This window comes from Variovorax sp. GW821-FHT09D07, from assembly GCF_059416345.1.
Genome location: NZ_JBWKOY010000013.1, coordinates 76,326 through 98,441, shown reverse-complemented (window position 1 = coordinate 98,441; position 22,116 = coordinate 76,326). Strand labels below are relative to the sequence as shown.

20 protein-coding genes and 1 pseudogene are annotated in these 22,116 nt (G+C 69.2%); 5 read left to right on the top strand and 16 right to left on the bottom strand.

Features of this window, described 5'->3' with window-relative positions; all coding sequences use genetic code 11:
* Nucleotide 1: 1 nt before the first annotated feature.
* The 5 genes from AC07OX_RS29710 to AC07OX_RS29690 form a co-directional block, all read right to left on the bottom strand.
* Nucleotides 2-787 (bottom strand): crotonase/enoyl-CoA hydratase family protein, encoded by a 786-nt coding sequence (locus AC07OX_RS29710; RefSeq protein WP_495263049.1) that lies wholly within the window; start codon nt 785-787, stop codon nt 2-4.
* Nucleotides 788-869: 82 nt separating this feature from the next.
* A complete protein-coding gene (locus AC07OX_RS29705; protein WP_495263050.1) occupies nt 870-2,678 on the bottom strand; it encodes a feruloyl-CoA synthase in 1,809 nt (602 codons plus the stop codon).
* A gap of 1 nt (nt 2,679) precedes the next feature.
* Nucleotides 2,680-3,627, bottom strand: a complete 948-nt coding sequence (locus tag AC07OX_RS29700; RefSeq protein ID WP_495263051.1) for a 3-hydroxyacyl-CoA dehydrogenase NAD-binding domain-containing protein — start codon at nt 3,625-3,627, stop codon at nt 2,680-2,682.
* On the bottom strand, nt 3,624-4,832 hold the full coding sequence (locus AC07OX_RS29695) for an ABC transporter substrate-binding protein (protein ID WP_495263052.1): 1,209 nt from the start codon (nt 4,830-4,832) through the stop codon (nt 3,624-3,626). Before AC07OX_RS29695 ends, AC07OX_RS29700 begins: the two co-directional genes overlap by 4 nt.
* Nucleotides 4,833-4,875: 43 nt before the next feature.
* Nucleotides 4,876-5,796: a beta-keto acid cleavage family enzyme gene (locus AC07OX_RS29690; RefSeq protein WP_159279034.1), complete on the bottom strand. Its 921-nt coding sequence runs from the start codon at nt 5,794-5,796 to the stop codon at nt 4,876-4,878.
* Between the two features lie 169 nt (nt 5,797-5,965).
* On the opposite strand from AC07OX_RS29690, the gene AC07OX_RS29685 reads away from it, so the two are divergent.
* Nucleotides 5,966-6,346 carry a DUF1090 domain-containing protein gene (locus AC07OX_RS29685; protein ID WP_495263053.1) on the top strand — a complete coding sequence of 127 codons (381 nt, stop codon included), beginning with the start codon at nt 5,966-5,968 and terminating at the stop codon, nt 6,344-6,346.
* Nucleotides 6,347-6,360: 14 nt separating this feature from the next.
* Complete coding sequence (locus AC07OX_RS29680) at nt 6,361-7,071, top strand: Crp/Fnr family transcriptional regulator (protein WP_062470280.1); 711 nt, start codon at nt 6,361-6,363, stop codon at nt 7,069-7,071.
* A 39-nt stretch (nt 7,072-7,110) separates the two neighbouring features.
* Here AC07OX_RS29680 and AC07OX_RS29675 read toward each other — a convergent pair whose 3' ends face one another.
* Nucleotides 7,111-8,913 (bottom strand): NAD(P)/FAD-dependent oxidoreductase, encoded by a 1,803-nt coding sequence (locus AC07OX_RS29675; protein WP_495263054.1) that lies wholly within the window; start codon nt 8,911-8,913, stop codon nt 7,111-7,113.
* Between the two features lie 231 nt (nt 8,914-9,144).
* On the opposite strand from AC07OX_RS29675, the gene AC07OX_RS29670 reads away from it, so the two are divergent.
* Both AC07OX_RS29670 and AC07OX_RS29665 read left to right on the top strand, forming a co-directional pair.
* Nucleotides 9,145-9,792 (top strand): TetR/AcrR family transcriptional regulator, encoded by a 648-nt coding sequence (locus AC07OX_RS29670; protein WP_495263055.1) that lies wholly within the window; start codon nt 9,145-9,147, stop codon nt 9,790-9,792.
* The gene (locus AC07OX_RS29665; protein ID WP_495263056.1) at nt 9,789-11,003 is read left to right on the top strand and encodes a glycosyltransferase; all 1,215 of its coding nucleotides are present in this window, start codon (nt 9,789-9,791) and stop codon (nt 11,001-11,003) included. The genes AC07OX_RS29670 and AC07OX_RS29665 overlap by 4 nt, the downstream gene beginning before the upstream one ends.
* Here AC07OX_RS29665 and AC07OX_RS29660 read toward each other — a convergent pair.
* The 3 genes and pseudogenes from AC07OX_RS29660 to AC07OX_RS29650 form a co-directional block, all read right to left on the bottom strand.
* Nucleotides 11,000-12,952, bottom strand: a pseudogene (locus AC07OX_RS29660) (sigma-54-dependent Fis family transcriptional regulator). The gene AC07OX_RS29665 and the pseudogene AC07OX_RS29660 sit on opposite strands and share 4 nt — an antisense overlap.
* Nucleotides 12,953-13,113: 161 nt before the next feature.
* Nucleotides 13,114-13,338, bottom strand: a complete 225-nt coding sequence (locus tag AC07OX_RS29655) for a tautomerase family protein (RefSeq protein WP_139703453.1) — start codon at nt 13,336-13,338, stop codon at nt 13,114-13,116.
* Nucleotides 13,339-13,369: 31 nt separating this feature from the next.
* Complete coding sequence (locus AC07OX_RS29650; protein ID WP_495263057.1) at nt 13,370-14,110, bottom strand: SDR family NAD(P)-dependent oxidoreductase; 741 nt, start codon at nt 14,108-14,110, stop codon at nt 13,370-13,372.
* 107 nt (nt 14,111-14,217) lie between these two features.
* On the opposite strand from AC07OX_RS29650, the gene AC07OX_RS29645 reads away from it, so the two are divergent.
* On the top strand, nt 14,218-15,129 hold the full coding sequence (locus AC07OX_RS29645; RefSeq protein WP_495263058.1) for a LysR family transcriptional regulator: 912 nt from the start codon (nt 14,218-14,220) through the stop codon (nt 15,127-15,129).
* A gap of 16 nt (nt 15,130-15,145) precedes the next feature.
* Here the strand turns inward: AC07OX_RS29645 and AC07OX_RS29640 are convergent, their stop codons facing one another.
* From AC07OX_RS29640 to AC07OX_RS29610, 7 genes are all read right to left on the bottom strand, one after another.
* Nucleotides 15,146-15,847 (bottom strand): ABC transporter ATP-binding protein, encoded by a 702-nt coding sequence (locus AC07OX_RS29640; protein ID WP_495263059.1) that lies wholly within the window; start codon nt 15,845-15,847, stop codon nt 15,146-15,148.
* Complete coding sequence (locus AC07OX_RS29635) at nt 15,847-16,599, bottom strand: ABC transporter ATP-binding protein (protein ID WP_495263060.1); 753 nt, start codon at nt 16,597-16,599, stop codon at nt 15,847-15,849. Before AC07OX_RS29635 ends, AC07OX_RS29640 begins: the two co-directional genes overlap by 1 nt.
* Nucleotides 16,596-17,579 carry a branched-chain amino acid ABC transporter permease gene (locus tag AC07OX_RS29630; protein ID WP_307582574.1) on the bottom strand — a complete coding sequence of 328 codons (984 nt, stop codon included), beginning with the start codon at nt 17,577-17,579 and terminating at the stop codon, nt 16,596-16,598. Before AC07OX_RS29630 ends, AC07OX_RS29635 begins: the two co-directional genes overlap by 4 nt.
* A complete protein-coding gene (locus AC07OX_RS29625; protein ID WP_062470301.1) occupies nt 17,576-18,448 on the bottom strand; it encodes a branched-chain amino acid ABC transporter permease in 873 nt (290 codons plus the stop codon). The genes AC07OX_RS29630 and AC07OX_RS29625 overlap by 4 nt, the downstream gene beginning before the upstream one ends.
* Nucleotides 18,449-18,553: 105 nt before the next feature.
* Nucleotides 18,554-19,729: an ABC transporter substrate-binding protein gene (locus AC07OX_RS29620; protein ID WP_070061398.1), complete on the bottom strand. Its 1,176-nt coding sequence runs from the start codon at nt 19,727-19,729 to the stop codon at nt 18,554-18,556.
* Complete coding sequence (locus AC07OX_RS29615; RefSeq protein WP_495263061.1) at nt 19,726-20,550, bottom strand: alpha/beta fold hydrolase; 825 nt, start codon at nt 20,548-20,550, stop codon at nt 19,726-19,728. The genes AC07OX_RS29620 and AC07OX_RS29615 overlap by 4 nt, the downstream gene beginning before the upstream one ends.
* Nucleotides 20,547-22,100: a benzoate-CoA ligase family protein gene (locus tag AC07OX_RS29610; protein WP_495263062.1), complete on the bottom strand. Its 1,554-nt coding sequence runs from the start codon at nt 22,098-22,100 to the stop codon at nt 20,547-20,549. The genes AC07OX_RS29615 and AC07OX_RS29610 overlap by 4 nt, the downstream gene beginning before the upstream one ends.
* Nucleotides 22,101-22,116: the final 16 nt, after the last annotated feature.

The following is a 22,116-nucleotide window of genomic DNA, read 5'->3' as shown; positions in this document are numbered from 1 at the left end:
ACTAGCCCTTGAAGGTGCCGTGCCGGCCCGCGCCGCCGGCAAAGCGCGCGGCGCCGGCCTCGCCCTCGGCCGCGACGATCGGCACGCCCTGCGCGCCTTCGCGGCGCAGCGCCTCGGCCAGCGGCAGGTCCCACTGTTCGAAGGCGGAGCGGCGGTCGGCCAGCATGCATTGCTGCGGAAAGGCGGCGATCTGCCGCGCCAGTTCCTGCGCGGCGGCGAGCGCGCCGCCCGGCGGCGTGGTGCGGTTCACGAGGCCCATCGCCAGCGCCTCGACCGCGCCGACGGGGCGGCCCGTGAGGATCAGGTCGAGCGCGCGCCCCATGCCCACGAGGCGCGGCAGCCGCACGGTGCCGCCGTCGATCAGCGGCACGCCCCAGCGGCGGCAGAACACGCCGAACACCGCGTCGTCGTCGGCCACTCGCAGGTCGGCCAGCAGCGCGAGTTCGAGGCCGCCCGCGACCGCGTAGCCGTTCACCGCCGCGATCAGCGGCTTGGACAGCGCCATGCGTGTCGGGCCCATCGGGCCGGTGCCGCCGCCATCGGGGTCGAGCTCATTGCGGCGCGCCGGATCACCGACCGCGCCCAGGTCGGCGCCCGCGCAGAAATGGCCGCCCGCGCCCGTCAACACGGCCACGCGCAGCGCGTCGTCGGCCTCGAAGCGTTCGAAGGCCGCGCGCAACGCGGCGGCCACCACGCCGTCCACGGCGTTGCGTTTGTCGGGACGGTTCAGCGTGAGTGTGCAGACGGGGCCGTCCGCTTCGAAGGTCACGCAGGGTGGGGTGGACATGGGCGGCGTCTCCGGGAAGTTGAAATGGCGGGTGGCCCGGCCATCGTAGAAAACATTCCCGGGTTCTCCAACCCCGCCGCGTTCAGGTGGCGCGGATCACGTCCGCATCGCCCGGCGCCGGCGCATGCAGCCGCGCCACCTCGGCCGCGCGCCGCGTGAGCACCGCGCGCTGGTTGATGTAGCCCTTGTCGGTGATCTCGCCCGCATCGAGGCTGGGCGGTTCGGCCAGCACCAGCGCGCAGGCCGGGCACTGCGACGAGCCCGCGCCTTCGTCGCGCAGGGCGCGCAGCACCCCGGCGATGCGCGCGGCCAGGGCTTCGGGCGCGAGCGCGGCGCCTTGCGGGCTGGCGAACACCAGCATGCCGATCGCGTCGCGGTCGTGGCCCGTGAGCACGATGTCCTGCACATGCGGCGCCAGCAGCGACACCAGTTTCACGCGCAGCGTGCCCACCGACACCCAGGTGCCGGTCGAGAGCTTGAAGTCTTCCGCCACGCGGCCGTTGAAGATCACGCCCTGCGTCGGGTCGCCGGGGTTCGCCAGAAAGCCGGCGTCGCCGATGCGGTAGTAGCCCTCGGCGTCGAAGGCGCTGGCGGTCTCGCGCGGTGCGTCGCGGTAGCCGGGGAACACCGAGACGCCCTTGACGCGCATCTCCAGCTTCTCGCCGTTGGGCACGAACTTCAGCTCCAGCCCCGGCAGCGGCGCGCCGATGCAGCCGGCGCCGTCGAGCTGCCAGTGCGCCGAGGTGATGGCGGGCGAGGTCTCGGTGGCACCCCACGAGGTCGTGAGCCACAGCGGGCGCGCGGGCCGCACGCGCCGCGCCACGGCTTCGAGGCGCTGCCAGGTCGAAGGCGCCAGCGCGGCCGCCGCGTAGAAGGCCAGGCGCAGCCGCGAGAGCACTTCGGCGGCGAGTGCGTCGTCGGCTTCGAGAAAAGGCAGCAGCATGTCGAAGCCGCGCGGCACGTTGAACAGCAGCGTGGGCTTCACCTCGCGCAGGTTGCGCACGGTCTTCTCGATCAGGCCCGGCGCGGGCCGGCCTTCGTCGATGTAGAGCGCGCCGCCGTGGCACAGCACCATGTGCAGGTTGTGGTTCGCGCCGAAGGTGTGGCTCCACGGCAGCCAGTCGACCAGCACGGGCTTCTCTTGCGACAGGAAGCGCCAGGTCTGCGCCATCATCTGCTGGTTGGCGCACAGCATGCGGTGCGTGTTGATCACCACCTTGGGCTGGCCGGTGGAACCGGAGGTCAGCAGGTACTTGGCGTGCGTGTCGGGGCCCACGGCGGCGAAGGCCTGCATGACGGCGGGTGTTTCCTTCGCGTCGAGCAGTTGGTCGAAAGCCAGCGCGCCCGGATGCGTGTTGGCATTGCGGCTGAACACGGTGACTGCCTCGATGTCGCTGCCTGCGAGCGATGCGCCGTACACCTTCGCGTCGGACGCGTAGACCAGCGCAGGTTGCAGCGCCTGCAGCATGCCGTGCAGCCGCGATGGGTCTTTGGTCATGCGCGAGTAGGCGCTCGACAGTGAACACGCCGTGCGGCCGATGTGCATCGTCGCGAGCATCAGAACGGCGTGGTCGATGGCGTTGTCCGAGAGGATCACGACCGGTCGCCCCGGCGGCAGGTTCAGGTCGAGCAGGCCCTGCGCCACCGCGCCGACGGCTGCGCGCAGCGCGCGGTAGTCGAGCGTGCGCCAGCCTTCGCCGGTTTCGTCGCGCTCGGCAAAGGCCAGCGCATCGGGCGTCTCGCGCGCCCAGCGCTCGATCCATTCGCCGATGCAGCGCGCATACGGCTGCAGCACCGTCGGCGAGCGCAGCACGAACGAGCCGTCGTCGAAGTCGATGCGCACCGTGCGGGGCGGTGCGACCAGGGTGTCGTCGAGAAGGAAGTCGGTCATGTCAATCCAGCGTACCCGTCTCGGCCTTGGCGCGAATCAGGTTCAACAGCAGGGTGTCGCGCGCGGCTTCGAGGTCGGCGGTGTGGCGCGTGCCCAGGGCGTCGTCCACGCCTTGCACCACTTGCTGCTTTAGCTCGGCCGTCATCGACGGTGCTCCCAGGTCCTTCCACCAGTCTTCGATCGGACCGCCCAGGTGCGCCAGCAGGTGCGCGATGCCGCCCGCGCCGCCCGAGAGGTGCAGGTTCATAAACGGCCCCATCACGGCCCAGCGCAGGCCGGGGCCGTGCGCGATGGCGGTGTCGATGTCGGCCACGCTCGCCACGCCTTCGTTGACGAGGTGAAACGCCTCGCGCCACAGCGCGGCCTGCAGCCGGTTCGCGATGTGGCCTTTCACCTCGCGCTTCACGTGGATCGGCCGCTTGCCGATGGCGGCGTAGAAGGCCATCGTGCGGGCGATGGTGCCGGGCGAGGTCTGCTCGCCGCCGATCACCTCCACCAGCGGAATCAGGTGCGGCGGGTTGAACGGATGCCCCAGCACCACGCGCTGCGGGTGCGCACAGCCCGACTGCACGCCGCTGATCGCAAGGCCCGACGAGCTCGACGCGAGGACCGTCTCCGGCGGCGCGGCCGCGTCCATGCGGCGGAACAGGTCGATCTTGAAATCCATGCGCTCGGGGCCGTTCTCCTGCACGAAGTCGGCCACGGCCACGGCGTCTTCCAGGCTGTCGTGAAAGCGCAGGCGATCGACCGAGGCGCCTTCGGCCAGACCGAAGCGTTCCAGCGTCGGCCAGTGCTGCGCCACGGCGGCGCGCAGCCGGTCTTCGGCGCCGGGCGAGGGGTCGGTCGCGTTCACGTCGAGCCCGTGCGCGAGGAAGTGCGCGACCCAGCTGGCGCCGATCACGCCGGTGCCGACGACGGCGACGCGCTTCACGTCGGTGGTGAGGTTCATGCCGATTTCCACCGCGCGCAGCGGCTCTCCGTCTTGGTGGTCCACGCGGCTTCGCCGGGGATGTTCTCGATCACCTTGTAATAGTCCCACGGCTCCTTCGACTCGGCCGGCGTCTTCACCTGCATGAGGTGCATGTCGTGCACCATGAGGCCGTCGTCGCGCAGCCAGCCGCCCTTGACGAACATGTCGTTGAACTTGGTCTTGCGCAGCTGCGCCATCACCCTGTCGGCGTCGTCGCTGCCCGCGGCCTTCACGGCCTGCAGGTACTGCAGCGCGGCGGAGTAGTCGCCGGCATGGAAGGAGGAGGGCATGCGCTTGTGCTTGTCGAAGAAGCGCCGCGCCCAGGCGCGCGACTCGGGGCTCTGGTTCCAGTACCAGCTGTCGGTGAGGTACATGCCCTGCGAAGCCTTCAGGCCCAGCGCGTGCACGTCGTTGATGGTGATGATCATGCCGGCGAGTTTCATGTTCTTGCTGATGCCGAACTCCGCTGCCGACTTGATGGCGTTCACCGTGTCGCCGCCCGCGTTGGCCAGGGCCAGCACCTGCGCCTTCGAGCTCTGCGCCTGCAGCATGAACGACGAGAAGTCGCTCGCGCCCAGCGGGTGCTTCACCGAACCCGCCACCGTGCCGCCGCTGGCCTGCACGGTCTTGGTGGCGTCGCTCTGCAGCGCGGCGCCGAAGGCGTAGTCGGCCGCCACGAAGTACCAGCTCTTGCCACCGGCCTTGACCACCGCGCTCGCGGTGCCGCGCGCCATGGCCACCGTGTCGTAGGCGTAGTGCACGGTGTAGGGCGAGCAGTACTCGTTGGTGAGGCTGGACGCGCCCGAGCCCACCACGAAGTACGGCTTCTTCTTGTCGGCCGCCACGCCGGCCATGGCAATGGCCGCGCCCGAGTTCACGCCGCCGATCAGCATGTCGACCTTGTTCACGTCGAACCATTCGCGCGCCTTGGCAGCGGCGATGTCGGGCTTGTTCTGGTGGTCGGCCGTGACCAGCTCGATCTTCTTGCCATTGATGGCGCCGCCCATGTCGGCGATGGCCATGCGGATCGCCTCGGCGCCGGCCGGGCCGTCGTAGTCGCGGTAGATGCCCGAAATGTCGCTGATGAAGCCGATGCGGATGGTGTCGTCGGACACCTGGGCGAAGGCGCTCGATGCAAAGAGGGCGCCGAGCGCGAGGGCCAGGGCGGTGCGGGGAATGTTCATGTGCGGTGTCTCCGTTCGTTGTCGTTGTCGTTGTTGTCTGTCTTCAACCGAGCGCGAACTCGGGCCGCGGGCCGCCCACGCGCGGCAGGCCCATGATCTGGCGCGCCTCGGCCGGCGTGGCCACTTCCATGTCGAGCTCGCGGATCACGCGCACGATGCGCTCGGTGAGCTGCACGTTGGTGGCGAGTTCGCCGTGACGGAAGTAGAGGTTGTCTTCCAGCCCCACGCGCGCATGGCCGCCCAGCAGCAGCGCCGCCACGTTGGCCTCGAGCTGCGACATGCCGATGCCGCTCACGCCGAAGATGGCGCCCTTGGGCAGCGTGTCGACCATCATCTGCAGGTTGCGCGGCGAGTACGGCATCGCGTTCTGGAAGTTGCGGTGCACGTTCATCACCAGGTTGACGAAGTAGGGCTCGTCGTCATGGCCTTCCTCGATCAGCGTGGTCGTGTCCTGCAGGATGTGCGTGGGGCTGAACACCTCCCACTCGGGCTTGATGCCGCGTGCCTTCATGCCGGCGGCCAGCTCGCGCCCGCGCGTGATCGGCGTGTCCATCAGGATCTGCTTGCCCTCGAAGCTCAGGTTGAGCGTGGTGGCGTCCAGCGTGCACATCTCGGCGCCGGCGTCCATGCCCTTGATGCGCTCTTCCCACGCGATCTCCCAGCGGTCGCCGGCCAGCGGCTTCACCATGTCGCCGTGCACGCCGCCGCCGGTGGAGTTGTTCAGCACGATGTCGCTGCCGGCCGCGCGGATGCGGCTGTTGATGTCGCGGTACACCTCGGCGTTGCAGGTGGCGCCGTCGTCGGGGCGGCGCGCGTGGATGGCGACCACGCTGGCGCCGGCGTTCCAGCAGCGCAGCACGTCGGCGGCGATCTCGGCGGGCTGGGTGGGGAGGTGGGGGTTCTGCGACTTGTGCGCCATGCCGCCGGTGGGGGCGATGGTCACGATCACTTTGCGCTTCGACATGCTCGGGGCTCCTGGGGTCGGTCGTTCGGTCAGTCAGTCAGGGGGGCGCGCCATTATTTTTTGTGATGCGTTCGTACTCAGTCATCGCGACGACATTCAGGGGCAGGGTTTACGCGGCGCCAGCCGCTAAAGTTGCCCCTGCGCCGTTGCGCACACAAGGAACCTCTCCATGAAATTTCTGCCCCTCGTGCTGGCCGCCGCGGCCGCGTTCACCGCCCTCGGGGCCGCCGCGCAACCCGCCGGCCCCGCCACCTGCGACGCCAAGCGCGAAGCCATCGGCCGCGACATCGAGATGGCCAAGTCCAAGGGCCAGAAGCAGCGCGTGCGCGGGCTCGAAACGGCGCTGGCCGAAGTGAACCGCAACTGCACCGACGCCAAGCTGGCGGCCGAGCACCAGAAGCGCATCCGCGCCCAGGAGCGCAAGGTGGCCGAGCGCGAACGTGACCTGCGCGCAGCCCAGGAGAAGGGACGCGCCAGCAAGATCGCCGACCGCGAGAAGAAGCTGCACGAGGCGCAGGCCGAGCTGCAGCAGCTCAAGGGCGCGCGGTAAATAAAAAAGACGGCATGCCCTCGACCAAGCCGGCGATCCCCGCGGCCTCCCTGACCATTCCCCAGCTGCTGCAGGGCTCGGCCTGGTTCCCGCTGCTCGACGTGGGCGCGGGCGAGCGCGTGCTCGACGAGATGCGCGAGGTCGAGGTGGCCGCCGGCGCCGCGCTGTGCCGGCGCGGCGACACGCCGCTGCACTGGTACGGCACGCTCGAAGGGCTGCTCAAGTGGTCGATCACCTCCAGCGACGGCCGCTCGGTCACGCTGGGCGGGCTGTCGGTGGGCAGCTGGTTCGGCGAAGGCACGCTGCTGCGCGCCGTGCCGCGCTCGGCCGACATCATTGCGCTTCGGCCCAGCCGCGTGGCGCAGCTGCCGCTGGAGACCTTCGAGTGGCTGCACCGCACGCAGCGCGGCTTCGATCACTTTTTGCTGCAGCAGATCAACGAGCGGCTGCACTGGTTCATGGGCAGCTACGCCGCGCACCGCCTGCTCGACGCCGACAGCCAGGTGGCGCGCGCGCTGGCCGGCCTGTTCCACCCGTGGCTGCATCCGGGCAGCGAGCCGCATCTGCAGACTTCGCAGGAAGAGATCGCCAACCTGTCGGGCGTGTCGCGCCAGCGCTGCAACGCGGCGCTGAACCGGCTGAAGGAGGCCGGGTTCCTGCACATCGAGTACGGCGGCATCACCGTGACCGACCTCGAAGGCTTGCGCCGCTTCATCCAGGAGTGAATGACTCCCTCTCCCCGAGGGGAGAGGAAGCCGGGCCGCTCAGCGCTTGTGGTGCGACGCCGCCAGCTCGTACACCGGCGTGTCGAACCCTTCCATGCGCGCCTTCAGCTGCAGCGCCAAAAACTGCGAGTAGTGGCGCGACTGGTGCAGGTTGCCGCCGTGGAACCACAGGTTGTTGACCTGGGTCGGCTTCCACATGTTGCGCAGCTCGCCTTCCCACGGACCCGGGTCCTTCGGCGTGTCGGAGCCCAGGCCCCAGCACTTGCCGACCTTGTCGGCGGTCTCGGGCGAGATCAGGTCGGCCAGCCAGCCGTTCATCGAGCCGTAGCCCGTGGCGTACACCAGCAGGTCGGCCGGCAGCTCGGTGCCGTCGGTGAGCGTGACCGAGCGTTCGTTCACGCGCTCGATGTTCACGCCGCTCTTGAGGTGGATGCTGCCGTTGGCCACCAGTTCCGAGGCGCCCACGTCGATGTAGTAGCCCGAGCCGCGCCGCAGGTACTTCATGAACAGGCCCGAGCCGTCCACGCCGAAGTCGAGCAGGAAGCCGGCCTTCTCCAGCCGCGCGTACAGGTCGGCGTCGCGCTTCTTCATCTCCTCGTACACCGGGATGTGGAAGGTGTGCATGATCTTGTAGGGCACCGAGGCGAAGATCAGGTCGCCCTTGTGGTGGTCGATGCCGCTCTTCACCGCCTGCTCGGAATACAGCCCGCCCAGCGCCAGCTCCATGAGCGACTGCGAGGGCGCGATGTGCGTGGACGAGCGCTGCACCATCGTCACGTCGGCGCCGTGCTCCCACAGCGCCGCGCAGATGTCGTGCGCCGAGTTGTTCGAGCCCAGCACCACGCACTTCTTGCCGGCGTAGGCCTCCGGCCCGGGGTGCTGGCTGGAGTGGTGCTGGTCGCCCAGGAAGTTCTCGGCGCCCGCCACCTTCGGCACGTTCGGATAGCCCGACACGCCGAGCGCGAACACCAGCTGCTTCGGGCGCAGCGTCACCGGCTTGCCCTCGCGCTCCACCTGCACCTCCCAGCGCTGCGTGGCCTCGTCGAAGCGCGCCTTGGTCGCGTTCGTGGAGCTCCAGTAGTTGAGCTCCATGATCTTCGTGTACATCTCGAGCCAGTCGCCGATCTTGTCCTTGGGCGCGAACACCGGCCAGTCGTCGGGGAAGGGCATGTAGGGCAGATGGTCGTACCAGACCGGATCGTGCAGGCACAGCGACTTGTAGCGCTTGCGCCAGGAGTCGCCGGCCTTGGCGTTGCGCTCCACGATGATCGTCGGCACGCCCAGCCGACGCAGCCGCGCCCCCAGCGCGATGCCGCCCTGGCCGCCGCCGATGATCACCACCTCGGGTTGCTCGGTGTAGCCCAGCGCGGCCTCTTCGTCGCGGCGCTTTTCGAGCCAGTTCTTGCGGCCCTTGTGCACGCCGTGCTCCGCGCCCTTGATGCGGTTGTCGCCGGTCTTTTCCTCGAAGCCCTTCAGCTCCGTCATGGTGGTGAGCAGCGTCCAGGCCTTGCCATCGCGCAAGCGAAGATGGCCGCGCCCGCGCGCCACGCGCGTCTCGAAGCCGAACCACGCATCGACCACGCCGTCGGCCTCGGTCGCCTCGCCTTCGAGCGCGAAGGCCGTGGGCTGCGTGTCGGCCAGGCGCGCCTGCAGCATCGCGCGGATGGCGCCCGCGCCTTCCTGCGTGCGGATGTTCCAGGTGAAGGCGACGAGGTCGCGCCAGTAGCTGTCGGCCTCGAACAGCGAGACGGCCGCATCGATGTCGCCGCGTGCGAGCGCGGCGGCGAAGTCGGCCAGCCATTGGGCGGCGGCCCGGGTGGGGCCGGTGGTCGGGTCTGTCATTGCATGTCTCCGTTGTGTCGTTGAACGAATCGAATCGAATCGCGGCGCGGCAAGGCGCACGCGGGGTTCGTGGCGCAGCTTTCGTGCCGTGCGGAAGGCGACGAAGAATCAAGGGGTTGGCGGGGGTTTTGTCGCAGGTGCCTGTCGCTGTCTCACCGAGACTGAGACGATGCATGAGAATTTGAACGACGTATAAAATTGGACGACGTTCAAATTCAAGGGCCCCGAACCGTGACCGAACCAGAACCCCCCGGCCGCCGCGAACGCCGCCGCACCCAGACGCTCGACCACGTCGCCGCCACCGCCATGCGCCTGTTCGAAGCCCAGGGCTACGACGCGACGACGATGGAGCAGATCGCGCAGCAGTCCGACGTGGCCAAGGGCACGCTCTACAACCACTTCCCGACCAAGGAAGCGATCCTGGCGCACTGGGTGCACCTCGAGCTCGTGGTCGATGCGCAGCGCCTGCACGAGGCCATCGACCCGAAGGCCGGTTTCACGGCGCAGCTCACTGGCCTGCTCGATGCCTCGGCCGAATGGTCCGAGCGCTACCGCGCCTACCTGCTCGACTACTTCCGCTTTCGTTTTCTCAACATCGAGAGCGAACTCGGCGGCGGTGACCGCGGCACGCCGCGCGACCTGTCGGGGCTGTTCGAGGCGCTCATCGCCGCCGCCCAGCAGGCCGGCACGCTGCGCACCGATGTGCCGGCCGCGCACCTCGCGAGCCTGCTGCACCACCTGTACTTCGGCGCGCTGATGCGTTGGCTCACGCTGCCCGGCCTCGTGCTGCGCGACGAGTTCGCGGTGGTCGTCGACCTCTTCGTCGGCGGCGCGCGCACGGCCCCGAAGCCACCCGCTGCAAGGAGGCGCGCCCCATGAAACTCGCCGTGCTCACCTACGGCACCGAGGGCGACGCCCGCCCGCTCGCTGCGCTGTGCCGCGCGCTGGACGACGCGGGCCATGCGTCGGTGCTGCTGGCGGACGCCACCACGCTCGGCGCGGCCGAACGGCTCGGCGTGCGTTCGCAGGCGCTGGCCGGCGACATCCGGCAGGCGCTCGGCGGTGTCATCGCGCAAGGCGACAAGCCGGCTGCCGCCGCCAAGGCGCTCGCGGACATCGCCAATGCCAACGCCACGCCCTGGCTGCGCCAGACCGTCGAGACCGCGCAGGGCTGCGACGCGATCGTCTGCGCGGGGCTCGCGGCCTTCGTGGGCCTGTCGGCGGCCGAGGCGTTGGGCGTGCCGGCCATCGGCGCGGGCATGTTCCCGCTCACGCCGACGGCCGCCTTCGCCTCGCCCTTTCTGCCGCCTGCCCGCGTGCCGCGCTTTTTGAACCGCGCGAGCCACCACCTCGTCAACGGGCTGCTCTGGCGCGCCTTCCGGCCGGCCGTGAATGCCGCGCGCGCCGAGGTCTGCGGCCTGCCGCCGCGGCGGCGCCTGTGGACCACGCATCCCGTGCTCTACGGCTACTCGCCGAGCCTGCTGCCGCGCCCGGCCGACTGGCCCGCCAACGCGACGGTGTGCGGGCAGTGGCTCGCGCCCGCGCCCGACTGGCAGCCACCGACGGCGCTGCGCGACTTTCTCGCGGCCGGCGAGGCGCCCGTCTACATCGGCTTCGGCAGCATGACGGGCTTCGACAAGGCGCGGCTGCTCGCGGCCCTGGTCGACGGCGTGGCCGGCCGGCGCGCGGTGCTGCACCCCGGATGGAGCGGTCTGGATGTGCAGCAGTTGCCACCGAACTTCCACGCCATCGGCGACACGCCGCACGACTGGCTCTTTCCGCAGATGGCACTGGTGGTGCACCACGGCGGCTCGGGCACCAGCCACTCGGCCGCGCGCGCGGGCGTGCCCTCGGTGGTCGTGCCCTTCGCGGGCGACCAGGCGTTCTGGGCGCACCACCTCGCGCAGGCGGGCGCGGCACCGCCCGCGGTGGCGGGTGCCCGGTTCGGCGCCGACGACCTGGCACGCGGCATCGCGTTCGCGCACGACCCGCAGGTGCGCGCGCGGGCCCGGGCGATGGGCGAACGCATGCGCGCGGAAGACGGCCTGGGCACGGCCGTGCGCGCCGTCGAGCAGATCCTGAGGCGTTAGCCGCGCTGCGGCGCCACGATGCCGAAGCGCTTCATGTGGCGGTACGCGGTGGCGCGGCTGATGCCGAGCGCCTGCGCGGCCCGCGCCACATGCCAGCGGTGGCGCTGCAGCGCGTCGAGCAGGCGCGTGGCATCGGCGGCGCTGTCTTCATCGTCGACCGTGGAAGGCATGGCGTCGCGGTGGTCGAGCGACAGACGATGCGGCGCCAGGCGCAGCTCCTCGGGCGTGATGCTCGCGCCCGTGCAGAGCGCCAGCGCCAGTCGCAGCACATTGCGCAACTCGCGCAGGTTGCCCGGCCAGTCGTGCGCCATCAGCCGCAGCATTGCCGCCTCCGACAGCCGCGCGGTCGAGCCCATCGCCGCCGCCTCTTCATGGAACATCGCCTCGATCAGGTAGCGCCGGTCGCGTCGCGCGCGCAGCGGCGGCAGCTTCAGCACCGCGCCGCACAGGCGGTAGTACAGGTCTTCGCGAAAGCGCCCGGCCGCGACCAGCGCCGACAGGTCGCGGTGCGTGGCCGCCACCACCGCAAGGTCCACGCGCTGCGGCGACTCGGCGCCCAGCGGCAGCACCTCGCCTTCGGACAGCACGCGCAGCAGCCGCGTCTGCAGCGCCATCGGCATGTCGCCGATCTCGTCGAGAAACAGCGTGCCGCGGTCGGCCTGCGCGATCAGCCCCTTCATGCCCTTGGCGCGCCCGCCCGTGAAGCTGCCGGGCGTGTAGCCGAAGAGCTCGCTCTCGATCAGCGAATCGGGAATGGCCGCGCAGTTCACCGCCACGAAGGGCAGGGCCGCACGCCGGCTCGCGCCATGCAGCGCGCGCGCCAGCACCTCCTTGCCGCTGCCGGTCTCGCCCTCGACCAGCACATGGATGCCGCGGTCCACCAGGCGGCGCGCCTGCGCGATCAGTTGCTGCATGGCGGGGTCGTCCTCGCCCGCGATGCGTTCGAGCGGCGGCAAGCGGTCCGAAGGTTGGGGCGGCGGCGATGCGGGCGTCGTGACTGGTGAGCGCCGCAGGCGCGGCGCGATCAGCGAGGCGTGGTACTCGCCGCCGCCGGGCAGCAGCACCGTGTGCGCAAACGGCAGGGCCGACGCGCCGCCGTTGCCCAGCCGCCAGATCGCGTCCATCGGCAGGTGCAGCAGCTCCGACACCGCGCCGCCCAGCAGCGGTGGCTGGCGCCCCAGGAAGACCTCGCGCGCGCCCCCGTTGGCGCCCACCACCGTGCCGCCCTCGTCGAAGGCCAGCATCACTTCGCCTGCCACGTCGACCAGCCCGAAGGCGCTGCCAAGCCGCAGGATCCAGTGGCCGCGAAAGTGCCGCAGGAAGTCGGCGTCCTCGATCATCCGCGCGTAGATCGACACCAGGTGGCGCACCAGGTGCTGGCTCTCGCGCGCCTCGGGCGAACGCAGCGCCGACACGTCGAGGATGGCCGTGAGCTTGCCGCTGTGGTCGAACAGCGGCGCCGTCGTGCAGGTGAGCGCGATGTGCGTGGCGTCGAAGTGCTCGGTCTGGTGGCAGGTCATCGGCTGGCGCTCGACGAGGCAGGTGCCCACGCCGCAGGTGCCGGCGTGCGCCTCGTTCTAGTCGGCGCCCAGGTACAGGCCGGCGCGGCGCAGCTGGTCGTCCCAGGCCGGGTTGCCGATGTAGTCGACCGTGATGCCCTCGGCGTCGGTCAGCAGCACCATGTAGCCCAGCTCGGCCACGCGGCGGTAGATGTCTTCCATGCCCGCACGCGCGGCACGTAAAAAGTGTTCGAGCTGCTGCTGGTGCACGCGCACCTCCTGCGCCGGCAGGATGCGCGCGGGCGTCGGCCGGGACGGATCGAGCCCATGGTCGCGCACGCAGCGCGCCCATGACTTGTGCACCAGGCTCGCCGCCGGATCGGCCCGCAGCGCCGTGCCGGTGGCGATCGAATAGACGTTGTCGATGTGGCGCGATTGCAGGGACGTCATGCGCAGCCTCGTGCGTGGGTGGGCGCGGCACGGGGAGGGGCTGCGCAGCCGGACATGATTCGGCTGTCGCGCTGTCGCAGGACAGAGGTGAAACCCGGTGGAACGGACGTGTTACTCCCCCTCACATCGAGGGCAATGCGGCCCGGTCCGGCGCCATTCCTTCACTGCGGCGGCTTCGCACGGTCGGCCAGCCGCTTGCGGTACTCGGTGGTCGTCAGGCCCGCGAAACCCCAGTCGTCGGTGTCGATCTCCTCGATCACGATGTGCGTCCATTCCGGCGGCTTTTTCAGCACCCGTTCGAGCGTTTCCGTGAACTCGGCAATGACCTGGGTTTTCTGTTCGCGCGTGACGCCGTCGCGGGTGATCTTCAGGTTGATGAAAGGCATGGTGTGCTCCTTGGGTGAATGACTGAGGTGATTACCACTTGCCGGTGCTCATGCCGCCATCCACGGGCAGCACGATGCCGGTCGTGAAATCGGCGCTCGTGAGGTAGAGCACCGCATCGGCGATCTCCTGCACGGTCGCGATGCGGCCGGCGGGCGCCAGGCCGTTGAGGAAGCCGTGCTGCTCGGGCGTGTACAGCGGCGTGTCCACGATGCCGGGTGCCACCGCATTCACCTTGACGTTGTGCGGTGCGAGTTCGAGCGCCAGCGCGCGCGTCGCGGCATTGATGCCGCCCTTGATCAGCACCGGCAACACGGCCGGCACCTGCTGGTTCGGCTGCAGCGCGATGCTCGCCGTGATGTTGACGATGTGTCCCTGGCGGCGCGCAACCATGTGCTTTGCCGCGGCCTGCGAGGCGTAGACGAAGCCCTTGAGGTTGGTGGCCACCATGTGCTCGAGGTCGTCTTCGGTGTAGTCGACGAAAGGCTTCGCGTTGAAGATGCCCGCGTTGTTGACGAGCACGTCGACCTGGCCGAAGCGCGCCACGGCGCGGTCGACGAGCTGCTGCGCCGTGTCGCGGCGGCCGATGTCGCCCGCCACGCCGAGAAGGCGCGCCGGGTTGCCGAGCTGCTTCGCGGCGGCTGCGAGCCGCTCTTCGGTGCGCGCGTTCGCGACCACGTTGAAGCCGCGCGCGAGATACGCCTGCGCAAGGCCCAGGCCGATGCCGCTCGAGGCACCGGTGATGACCACGGTGAGGGAAGAGTTGTCCTGCATGTCGGTTCTCCAGGGAAGTTGATGACGTGGGGAGAACTGTATTGATGACAGCGAAACAGATAAATCACTAGACTCGAACTTCACTTGATACACAAGGTAATCAATCCATGCAGCGGCAGTTCGGCGACATCCTTCTGGGCAGCATCGAGTTGTTCTGCCTCGCTGCGGAGAGCGGCGGCTTCACCTCGGCGGCACTCGCCGCTGGTGTGACGCCGGCGGCCGTGAGCCGATCGATCTCCCGGCTCGAGAAGCGGCTGGGATTGCGGCTTTTCGTGCGCACCACGCGCAGCGTGCGGCTCACCGACGCGGGCCGCACCTACTTTGCACAGTGCCGACAGGCGCTGGCGCAGCTCGCCGAGGCCGAGCGCGAGGTGACGGGCCAGCAGGCGCTGCCTTCGGGCACGCTGCGCATCAGCGTGCCGACCACCTACGGCCACCACCGCATCCTGCCCTTGCTGCCGGCGTTTCGCGAACGCTTTCCCGACATCCGGCTGCACGTGCACCTGAGCAACCGCAACATCGATTTCGTGGAAGAGGGCTACGACATGGCTGTGCGCGTGCGGGCCCAGCCCGACTCCACGCTGATCGCGCGGCACCTCGAGGATGCGGACCTGGTCGTGGTCGCCACGCGCAAATACCTGCGGAAGGCCGGCACGCCGCGCACGCTGGACGATCTCGCCGCGCACGAGTGCATCCAGTTCGAGCTGCCCAGCAGTGGCCGCCGCATTTCGTGGCTCTTCAAGGAGAACGGCAAGGACCGCGAAGTCTTCGCGGACAGCGCCTACAGCTGTTCCGACGACGTGCTTGGCGGCGTCACGCTCGCGAAAAGCGGCGCCGGGTTGTTCCAGACCTACCGCTTCGTCGTGGAGAAGGAATTGGCGGACGGCTCGCTCGTCGAGGTGCTGAAGCCCTTCGCGGGCCGTTCGCGGCCCTACACGCTGCTGTACCCCGACGGGCGCCACGTGCCGCTGCGCATGCGGGTGTTCATCGATTTCCTGATGGCGCAGCGGACCGGGTGATGCCCGCCACGCGTGCTCACACGCCCAGCAGTTCCTCCAGCACCTTTGGCTCTGCCAGCAGATCGGCCGACGCCCCATGCCGCACGATCTGCCCCTTCTCCATCACCACCGCCAGGTCGGTGTGCGCGAGCACCTTGCGGTAGTCGCGGTCGACGATCAGCGTGGCGATGCCCGTCGCGCGGATCTCGCTGATCACGCGCCAGATCTCGGCCACGATCAGCGGCGCAAGGCCTTCGGTCGCTTCGTCGAGGATCAGGAGGCGCGGGTTGGTCATGAGCGCGCGGCCGATGGAGAGCATCTGCTGCTCGCCGCCCGACAGCTGCTGGCCGCCGTGCGTGAGCCGTTCCGACAGGCGCGGGAAGGTGGCCATCACGCGGTCGAAGGTCCAGGCGCGCTGGCCGTCGATGCCGGCGCGTTCGCTCATCACGAGGTTCTCGCGCACCGACAGGTTCGGGAAGATGCCGCGCCCCTCGGGCACGTAGCCGATGCCCAGGCGTGCCATCTTCTCGGGCGGCAGGCCGGTGACCGTGCGGCCGTCGACCTGCACTTCGCCTGACGCGGGCCGTACGTAGCCCATGATGGTGCGGATCAGCGTGGTCTTGCCCATGCCGTTGCGCCCGAGCAGGCCGACGGAGGTCGCCGCCGGAATGCCGGCGTGCACACCGCGCAGGATGTGGCTGTTGCCGTAGTAGGTGTTGAGGTCGCGAACGATCAGCATCAGTGTTGCTCCTCGCCGAGGTAGGCCGTGCGGACCTCGGGGTTCTCGCGAATTTCCTGGGGGTTGCCCGTGGCGATGACGGTGCCGTTCACCATCACCGTGATGCGGTCGGCGATGCGGAACACGGCGTCCATGTCGTGCTCCACCAGCAGGATGGCGTGCGTGGCCTTCAGCCGCGCGAGCAGCGTGAGCATGCGGTCGGTTTCTTCCGCGCCCATGCCGGCGAGCGGTTCGTCCAGCAGCAGCACGCGCGGGTGGGTGGCCAGGCACATTGCCACTTCGAGCTGGCGTTGCGCGCCGTGGCTCAGCGTGCCGGCGACGCGCCGGGCTTCGGCCGTGAGGCCCGCCGCTTCGAGCGCGGCGTCGGCCGACGCGTTGCTGGTGGCGCAGCGCTGCGACGACTGCCAGATCGCCCAGGGCTTCGCCGTGGCGGCCTGTGCGGCGAGGCGGCAGTTCTCGTGCACCGTGAACTCCGGGAAGATGGTGGTGCGCTGGTAGCTGCGGCCCACGCCGTCGCGGGCGCGGCGCGACTGCGCGCGCGCGGTGATGTCCACGCCGTCCAGCGCGATGCGGCCTTCGGAGGCCTCGATCTCGCCCGAGAGCATGTTGATGAGCGTCGACTTGCCGGCGCCGTTGGTGCCGATCACCGCATGCACCTCGCCGACGTGCAGGTCGAGCGTGACGGCGTTGACGGCCGTGAGGCCGCCGAAGCGGCGCGTGAGCTTGTCCACGGACAGCAGTGCGGTGGTCATGCGCCTCCCTTCGGCGACAGGCGCTGCACCAGGCCGATCAGGCCCTTGGGCAGCAGCGCCACGAACACGATGATGGCAATGCCCAGCGTGAGCTGCCAGTGGTCGGCCAGCGGGCCCATCACGGCGTGGGTGGAGAAGATTTCCTTCAGCAGCGTGAAGGCCACGGCGCCGATCACCGCGCCGCGCAGGTGGCCGAGGCCGCCCAGGATCACCATCAGCAGCACCTCGCCCGAGTTGTGCCAGGCCATCAGCTCGGGGTTGACCACGCCGTCGCGCGAGGCCAGCAGGAAGCCCGCGAGCCCGGCCAGCGCGCCCGCGAGCACGAAGGCTGCGAGCTTGTAGCCGTACACCGCGAAGCCCGCCGCGCGCATGCGCTGCTCGTTCACGCGGATGCCCGCGAGCGCCGCGCCGAAGCGCGAGCGGCGGATGAGCGCCAGCAGGCCGTAGGTGAACACCAGCGCCGCCAGCACCACGTAGAACAGCACCGTGCGGTTCTCCATGTCGAGCGCGCCGAGGGCCGGGCGCACGTACAGGTAGATGCCGTCGCTGCCGCCGCCGACCTTGGTGTCGTGGAACACGAAGAACGCCATCTGCGCGAAGGCCAGCGTGACCATGATGAAGTACACGCCGCGCGTGCGCAGGCTCAGCGCACCGACGAACAGCGCATACAGCGCCGCCGCGCCCATCGACAGCACCAGCAGCACTGCGAAGTTGCCGCCCTCGTTGCCCGAGGCCAGCACGGTGACGTAGGCGCCGATGCCGTAGAAGGCCGCATGGCCCAGGCTCACGAGCCCGGTCATGCCCACCAGCAGCTCCAGGCTGAGCGCAAAGATCGACAGGATCATCACCTTGACGATGAAGTCCGACGCGTAGTTGCCCAGCAGCGGGCCGGCCACGGCGAGCGCGATGGCGCACAGCACGGGCACGATGAAGGCACCACGCCGCGGCGACGAAGGTGCGGATGCAACCACGGGGCTCATGGCCGCCTCCCCATCAAGCCTTCGGGCTTCCAGATCAGCACGATGGCCATCAAGAGGTAGATGCCGATGCCCGCCAGGTCGGCGAAGAACACCTTGCCGAAGGTGTCGACGAAGCCCACCAGCAGCGAGGCCACGAGCGCCCCGGTGATCGAGCCGATGCCGCCGATCACCACCAGCACGAAGCAGATGATGAGCACGCTCGCGCCCATGTTGGGGTACACCGAGGACATGGGCGCGGCGATCATGCCGGCCAGTGCCGCCAGCGCCACGCCGGCCGCGAACACGATGCGGTACAGCCGCTTCACGTCGATGCCCAGGCCGCGCACCATGTCGCGGTTGCTGGCGCCGGCGCGGATCATCATGCCCAGGCGCGTGCGGTTCACCACGTAGTACAGGCCCACGGCCAGCACGATGCAGGCGGCCGAGGCAAACAGGCGATACCACGGGTAGCTCATGACGTTGCCCAGCGCGAAGCTGCCGTCCAGCCACGCGGGCACCTTCACGCCGTGCACGTCGTTGCCCACGAAGATGGAGCGCAGTTCCTCGAACACCAGGATGAGCCCGTAGGTCATGAGCACCTGCTGCAGGTGGTCGCGCTGGTAGAGGTAGCTGAAGAAGGCCCACTCCAGCACGTAGCCGAAGATTGCGGCCAGCACCACGCCGGCCACCAGCATCAGCAGGAACTGGTCGCCGAATAGCGGCGCCAGCGAGAACGCCATGTAGGCGCCGATCATGTAGAAGCTCCCGTGGGCGAGGTTGATGACGCCCATGATCCCGAAGATCAGCGTCAGCCCCGAGGCCACGAGAAAGAGCAGCAGGCCGTACTGAACGGAGTTCAGGCACTGCACCAAGAAGGTTCCGAAATCCACCGTGTGATCCCAGTTGAGTGTGGTTGCCGCAAGGCGGCTCGCAACCCCGTGAAATGGATCGGGGCCGCGAGGGAACGAGAGAGAACCGAAGGCCCGTGGCCCTGCTTACATCCGGCAGCCGCGAGCCGGATCAGACAGGCCCTTGATGGCCGTGCTGACGAGCTTGTTTTCCTTGCCTTCCACCTTGCGCAGGTAGATGTCCTGCACCGGGTTGTGCGACTTGCTCACCGTGAAGGTGCCGCGCGGGCTGTCGATCTTCGCCTTCTCGATCGCGCCCGTGAACTCGGCCTTCTTCGAGATGTCGCCCTTGGTGGCATTCAGGCCCACGCCCAGCATCTGCGCGGCGTCGTAGCCCTGCACCGCGTACACGTCGGGCTGCAGCTTGAACGACTTGGCATACGCCACGCGGAAGGCGTTGTCGCGCGGGGTGTTCAGGCCGTCGGCGTAGTGCAGCGTGGTGAGCATGCCTTGCGCCGATTCGCCCTGTGCGTCGAGCGTGCCGTCGGTCAGGAAGCCGGGGCCGTACAGCGGGATGGTCTTGTTCAGGCCGGCGGCCTGGTAGTCCTTGACGAACTTCACCGCGCCGCCGCCCGCGAAGAAGGCGTACACCGCGTCGGGCTTGGCTGCCGCGATCTCGGTCAGCAGGGCCTGGAATTCCACGTTGGGGAAGGGCAGGGTGAGCTGCTTGTCGACCTTGCCGCCGTTCTTCTCGAAGCCTTCCTTGAAGCCGTTCACCGACTCTTCGCCGGCCGCGTACTTCCAGGTGATGGTCATGACCTTCTTCTTGCCCTGCTGCTTGGCCGCCACCTCGCCCATGGCGTAGGCCGGCTGCCAGTTGCTGAACGAGCTGCGGAAGATGTTGGGCGCGCACATGGGGCCCGTCACCGCGTCGGCGCCGGCGTTCGGCACGATGAGCACGGTGCCGCTTTCCTTGGCGGCCTTGGCCATGGCCATGGCCACGCCCGAGTGCACGGTACCCACGATCACGTCGACGTTGTCGCGCTTGATGAGCTTGTTGACGTTGTCGGTCGCCTTGGCGGGGTCGGACTCGTCGTCGACCTTGAAGTATTCGATCTCGCGGCCGGCGAGCTTGCCGCCTTGCTGTTCCACGTAGAGCTTGAAGCCGTTTTCAATGGCCACGCCCAGGGCGGTGTAGGTACCGCTATAGGGCAGCATGAGGCCGACCTTGAGCTTTGCCGTGCCCTGTGCGCCGGCCGCGGAGGCCAGGGCGGCGAAGGCGATGGCCGTGAGCGCCAGGCGCGCGGTGCGAAGGTTCGTCATGGTGTCTGTCTCCTGTTGTTGGTGATGAAAGAAGCGGTCGCGACGATGACACGATCCGGCTGATCGCGATGCGGGGAATGCCCGCATTCAGGGATTTCGAGCAGCTCGCAAATCCCACCGACGCGCGGTGCGATGTCGCGGATCTGCGCGAGCGTGCCGTACTCGTCGTCGATGCCCTGCATCGCGAGCACGGGGCAGCGGATCGTGGCCAGCTCGGCCTCGATGTTCCAGTCGCGAAAGGGCGGGTGCAGCCAGATGCGGTTCCAGCCCCAGAAGGCCGAGTCGGCGCTGTCGTGGTAGCGGCCGAGCTTGCTGGGCAGGTCGGTGGTGCGGTAGGCGGTGCGCGCGACTTCGATGTTCGCGACGGTCTTGTCTTCCACGAAGATGTGCGGCGCGAGCACCACGAGGCCCGCGACCTTGTCGGAAAAGCGCGAGGCGTACAGCAGCGAGATCGAGCCGCCGTCGCTGTGGCCGAAGAGCCACGGCTTCTCGTCGCCGAGCTTCAGCGCGGCGAACAGCGCGGGCAGCACCTCGTGCGCCTGGCGGTGCATGAAGTCGACGTCCCAGATCTCGTCCTCGGCGCGCGGCGTGGAACGCCCGTAGCCGGGGCGCGAGAACACGAGGCCGCGCGCACCGGCGGCCTCGCACACTTGGGCGGGAAAGTCCTTCCACATCGCGACGGAGCCCAGGCCTTCGTGCAGGAACACGATGAGCGGGGTGTCGGCGCCGCGCTCGGGGGCGATCCACCGGCACTCGATGCGCACGGTGCGCCCGCGCCAGTCGATGGTGGCGAAGTCGGTGGCAACCGTCGGCGTGCTCATGCCTGCTTCTCGCGTTCGCGCAGCCGGAAGCGCTGGATCTTGCCGGTGGCCGTCTTCGGCAGCTCGCTCACGAACTCCAGAAAGCGCGGGTACTTGTAGGGCGCCAGGCGCTCCTTCACGAAGGCCTTGAGCTCGTCCTCGGTGGCGGCGGCGCCGTCTTTCAGCACCACGAAGGCCTTGGTCTTCGTGAGCCCGTCGGCGTCGTCCTTGCCGATGACGGCGGCCTCGAGCACGGCGGGGTGCTGCATCAGCGTGGCCTCGACCTCGAAGGGCGAGACGTAGATGCCGCTGACCTTGAGCATGTCGTCGCTGCGCCCGGCGTAGGTGAAGTAGCCGTCGGCGTCGCGTGTGTACTTGTCGCCGCTCTTGGTCCAGCCGCCCTGGAAGGTGTCGCGCGATTTCTCGCGGTTGCACCAGTACATGAGCGCCGAGCTCGGGCCGCGGATGTACAGGTCGCCCACCTCGCCGTCGGGCACGGGGCGGCCGTCTTCGCCGCGCAGTTCGACCTCGTAGCCGTCCACCGGCTTGCCCGTGGTGCCGTAGCGCACGTCGCCGGGGCGGTTGGAGATGAAGATGTGCAGCATCTCGGTCGAGCCGATGCCGTCGATGATCTCGCAGCCGAAGTGCGCCTTGAAACGCTGTGCGATCTCGCCCGGCAGTGCTTCGCCGGCGGACGAGCACATGCGCAGCGCCACGGCTTCGCGCGCCGGCAGTTTCGGCGACGCGAGCATGCCGGCGAAGCCGGTGGGCGCGCCGAAGAACACGGTGGGCTTGTGCTCGGTCCAGCGGCGGAAGGTAGCGTCGGGCGTGGGGCGCTCGGCCATCAGCACGACGGTGGCACCCACCGACAGCGGGAAGGTCAGCGCATTGCCCAGGCCGTACGCGAAGTACATCTTGGCGGCGGAGAAGCACACGTCGCCTTCGGTGAGGCCGAGCACGGGCTTGCCGTAGAGCTCGGCGGTCCACCACAGGTTGGCGTGCGTGTGCACCGTGCCCTTGGGCTTGCCGGTGGAGCCGGAGGAATAGAGCCAGAAGCCAGGGTCGTCCGACGCGGTGGGTGCCGGTGCGGTCAGGGGCTCGGCGGCGGCGAGCGCGGCTTCGAACTCTTGCGCGCCTTCGGGCAGCGCGCCCGTCGGTTGCGACACGAACAGCGTCTGCACTTCATGGCCGCCGCGCGCCATCGCATCCTGCAAGGTCGGCAGCAGTGCGCCCGACACCAGCACCGCCTGCGCGCGGCTGTGGTCGAGCATGTAGGCGTAGTCGTCAGGCGTGAGCAGCGTGTTCACGGCCACCGGCACGATGCCCGCGTAGAGGCAGCCCAGGAAGCTCACGGGCCAGTCGTTGCCGTCGAGCATGAGCAGCAGCACGCGCTCTTCGCGGCGGATGCCCGCGGCCTTCAGCGCGGCGGCCAGGCGGCGCGCGCGGTCTTCGAGCTGGCCGTAGCCCAGCGTGCCGCGGTCGTCGATGTAGGCGGTGCGCTCGGCGCGGCCGCGGTTGAGGGCGAACAGGTGTTCGGCAAAGTTGAATCGTGCGGGCAGGCTGCTGTTCATCGTGTGTCTCCTTGGG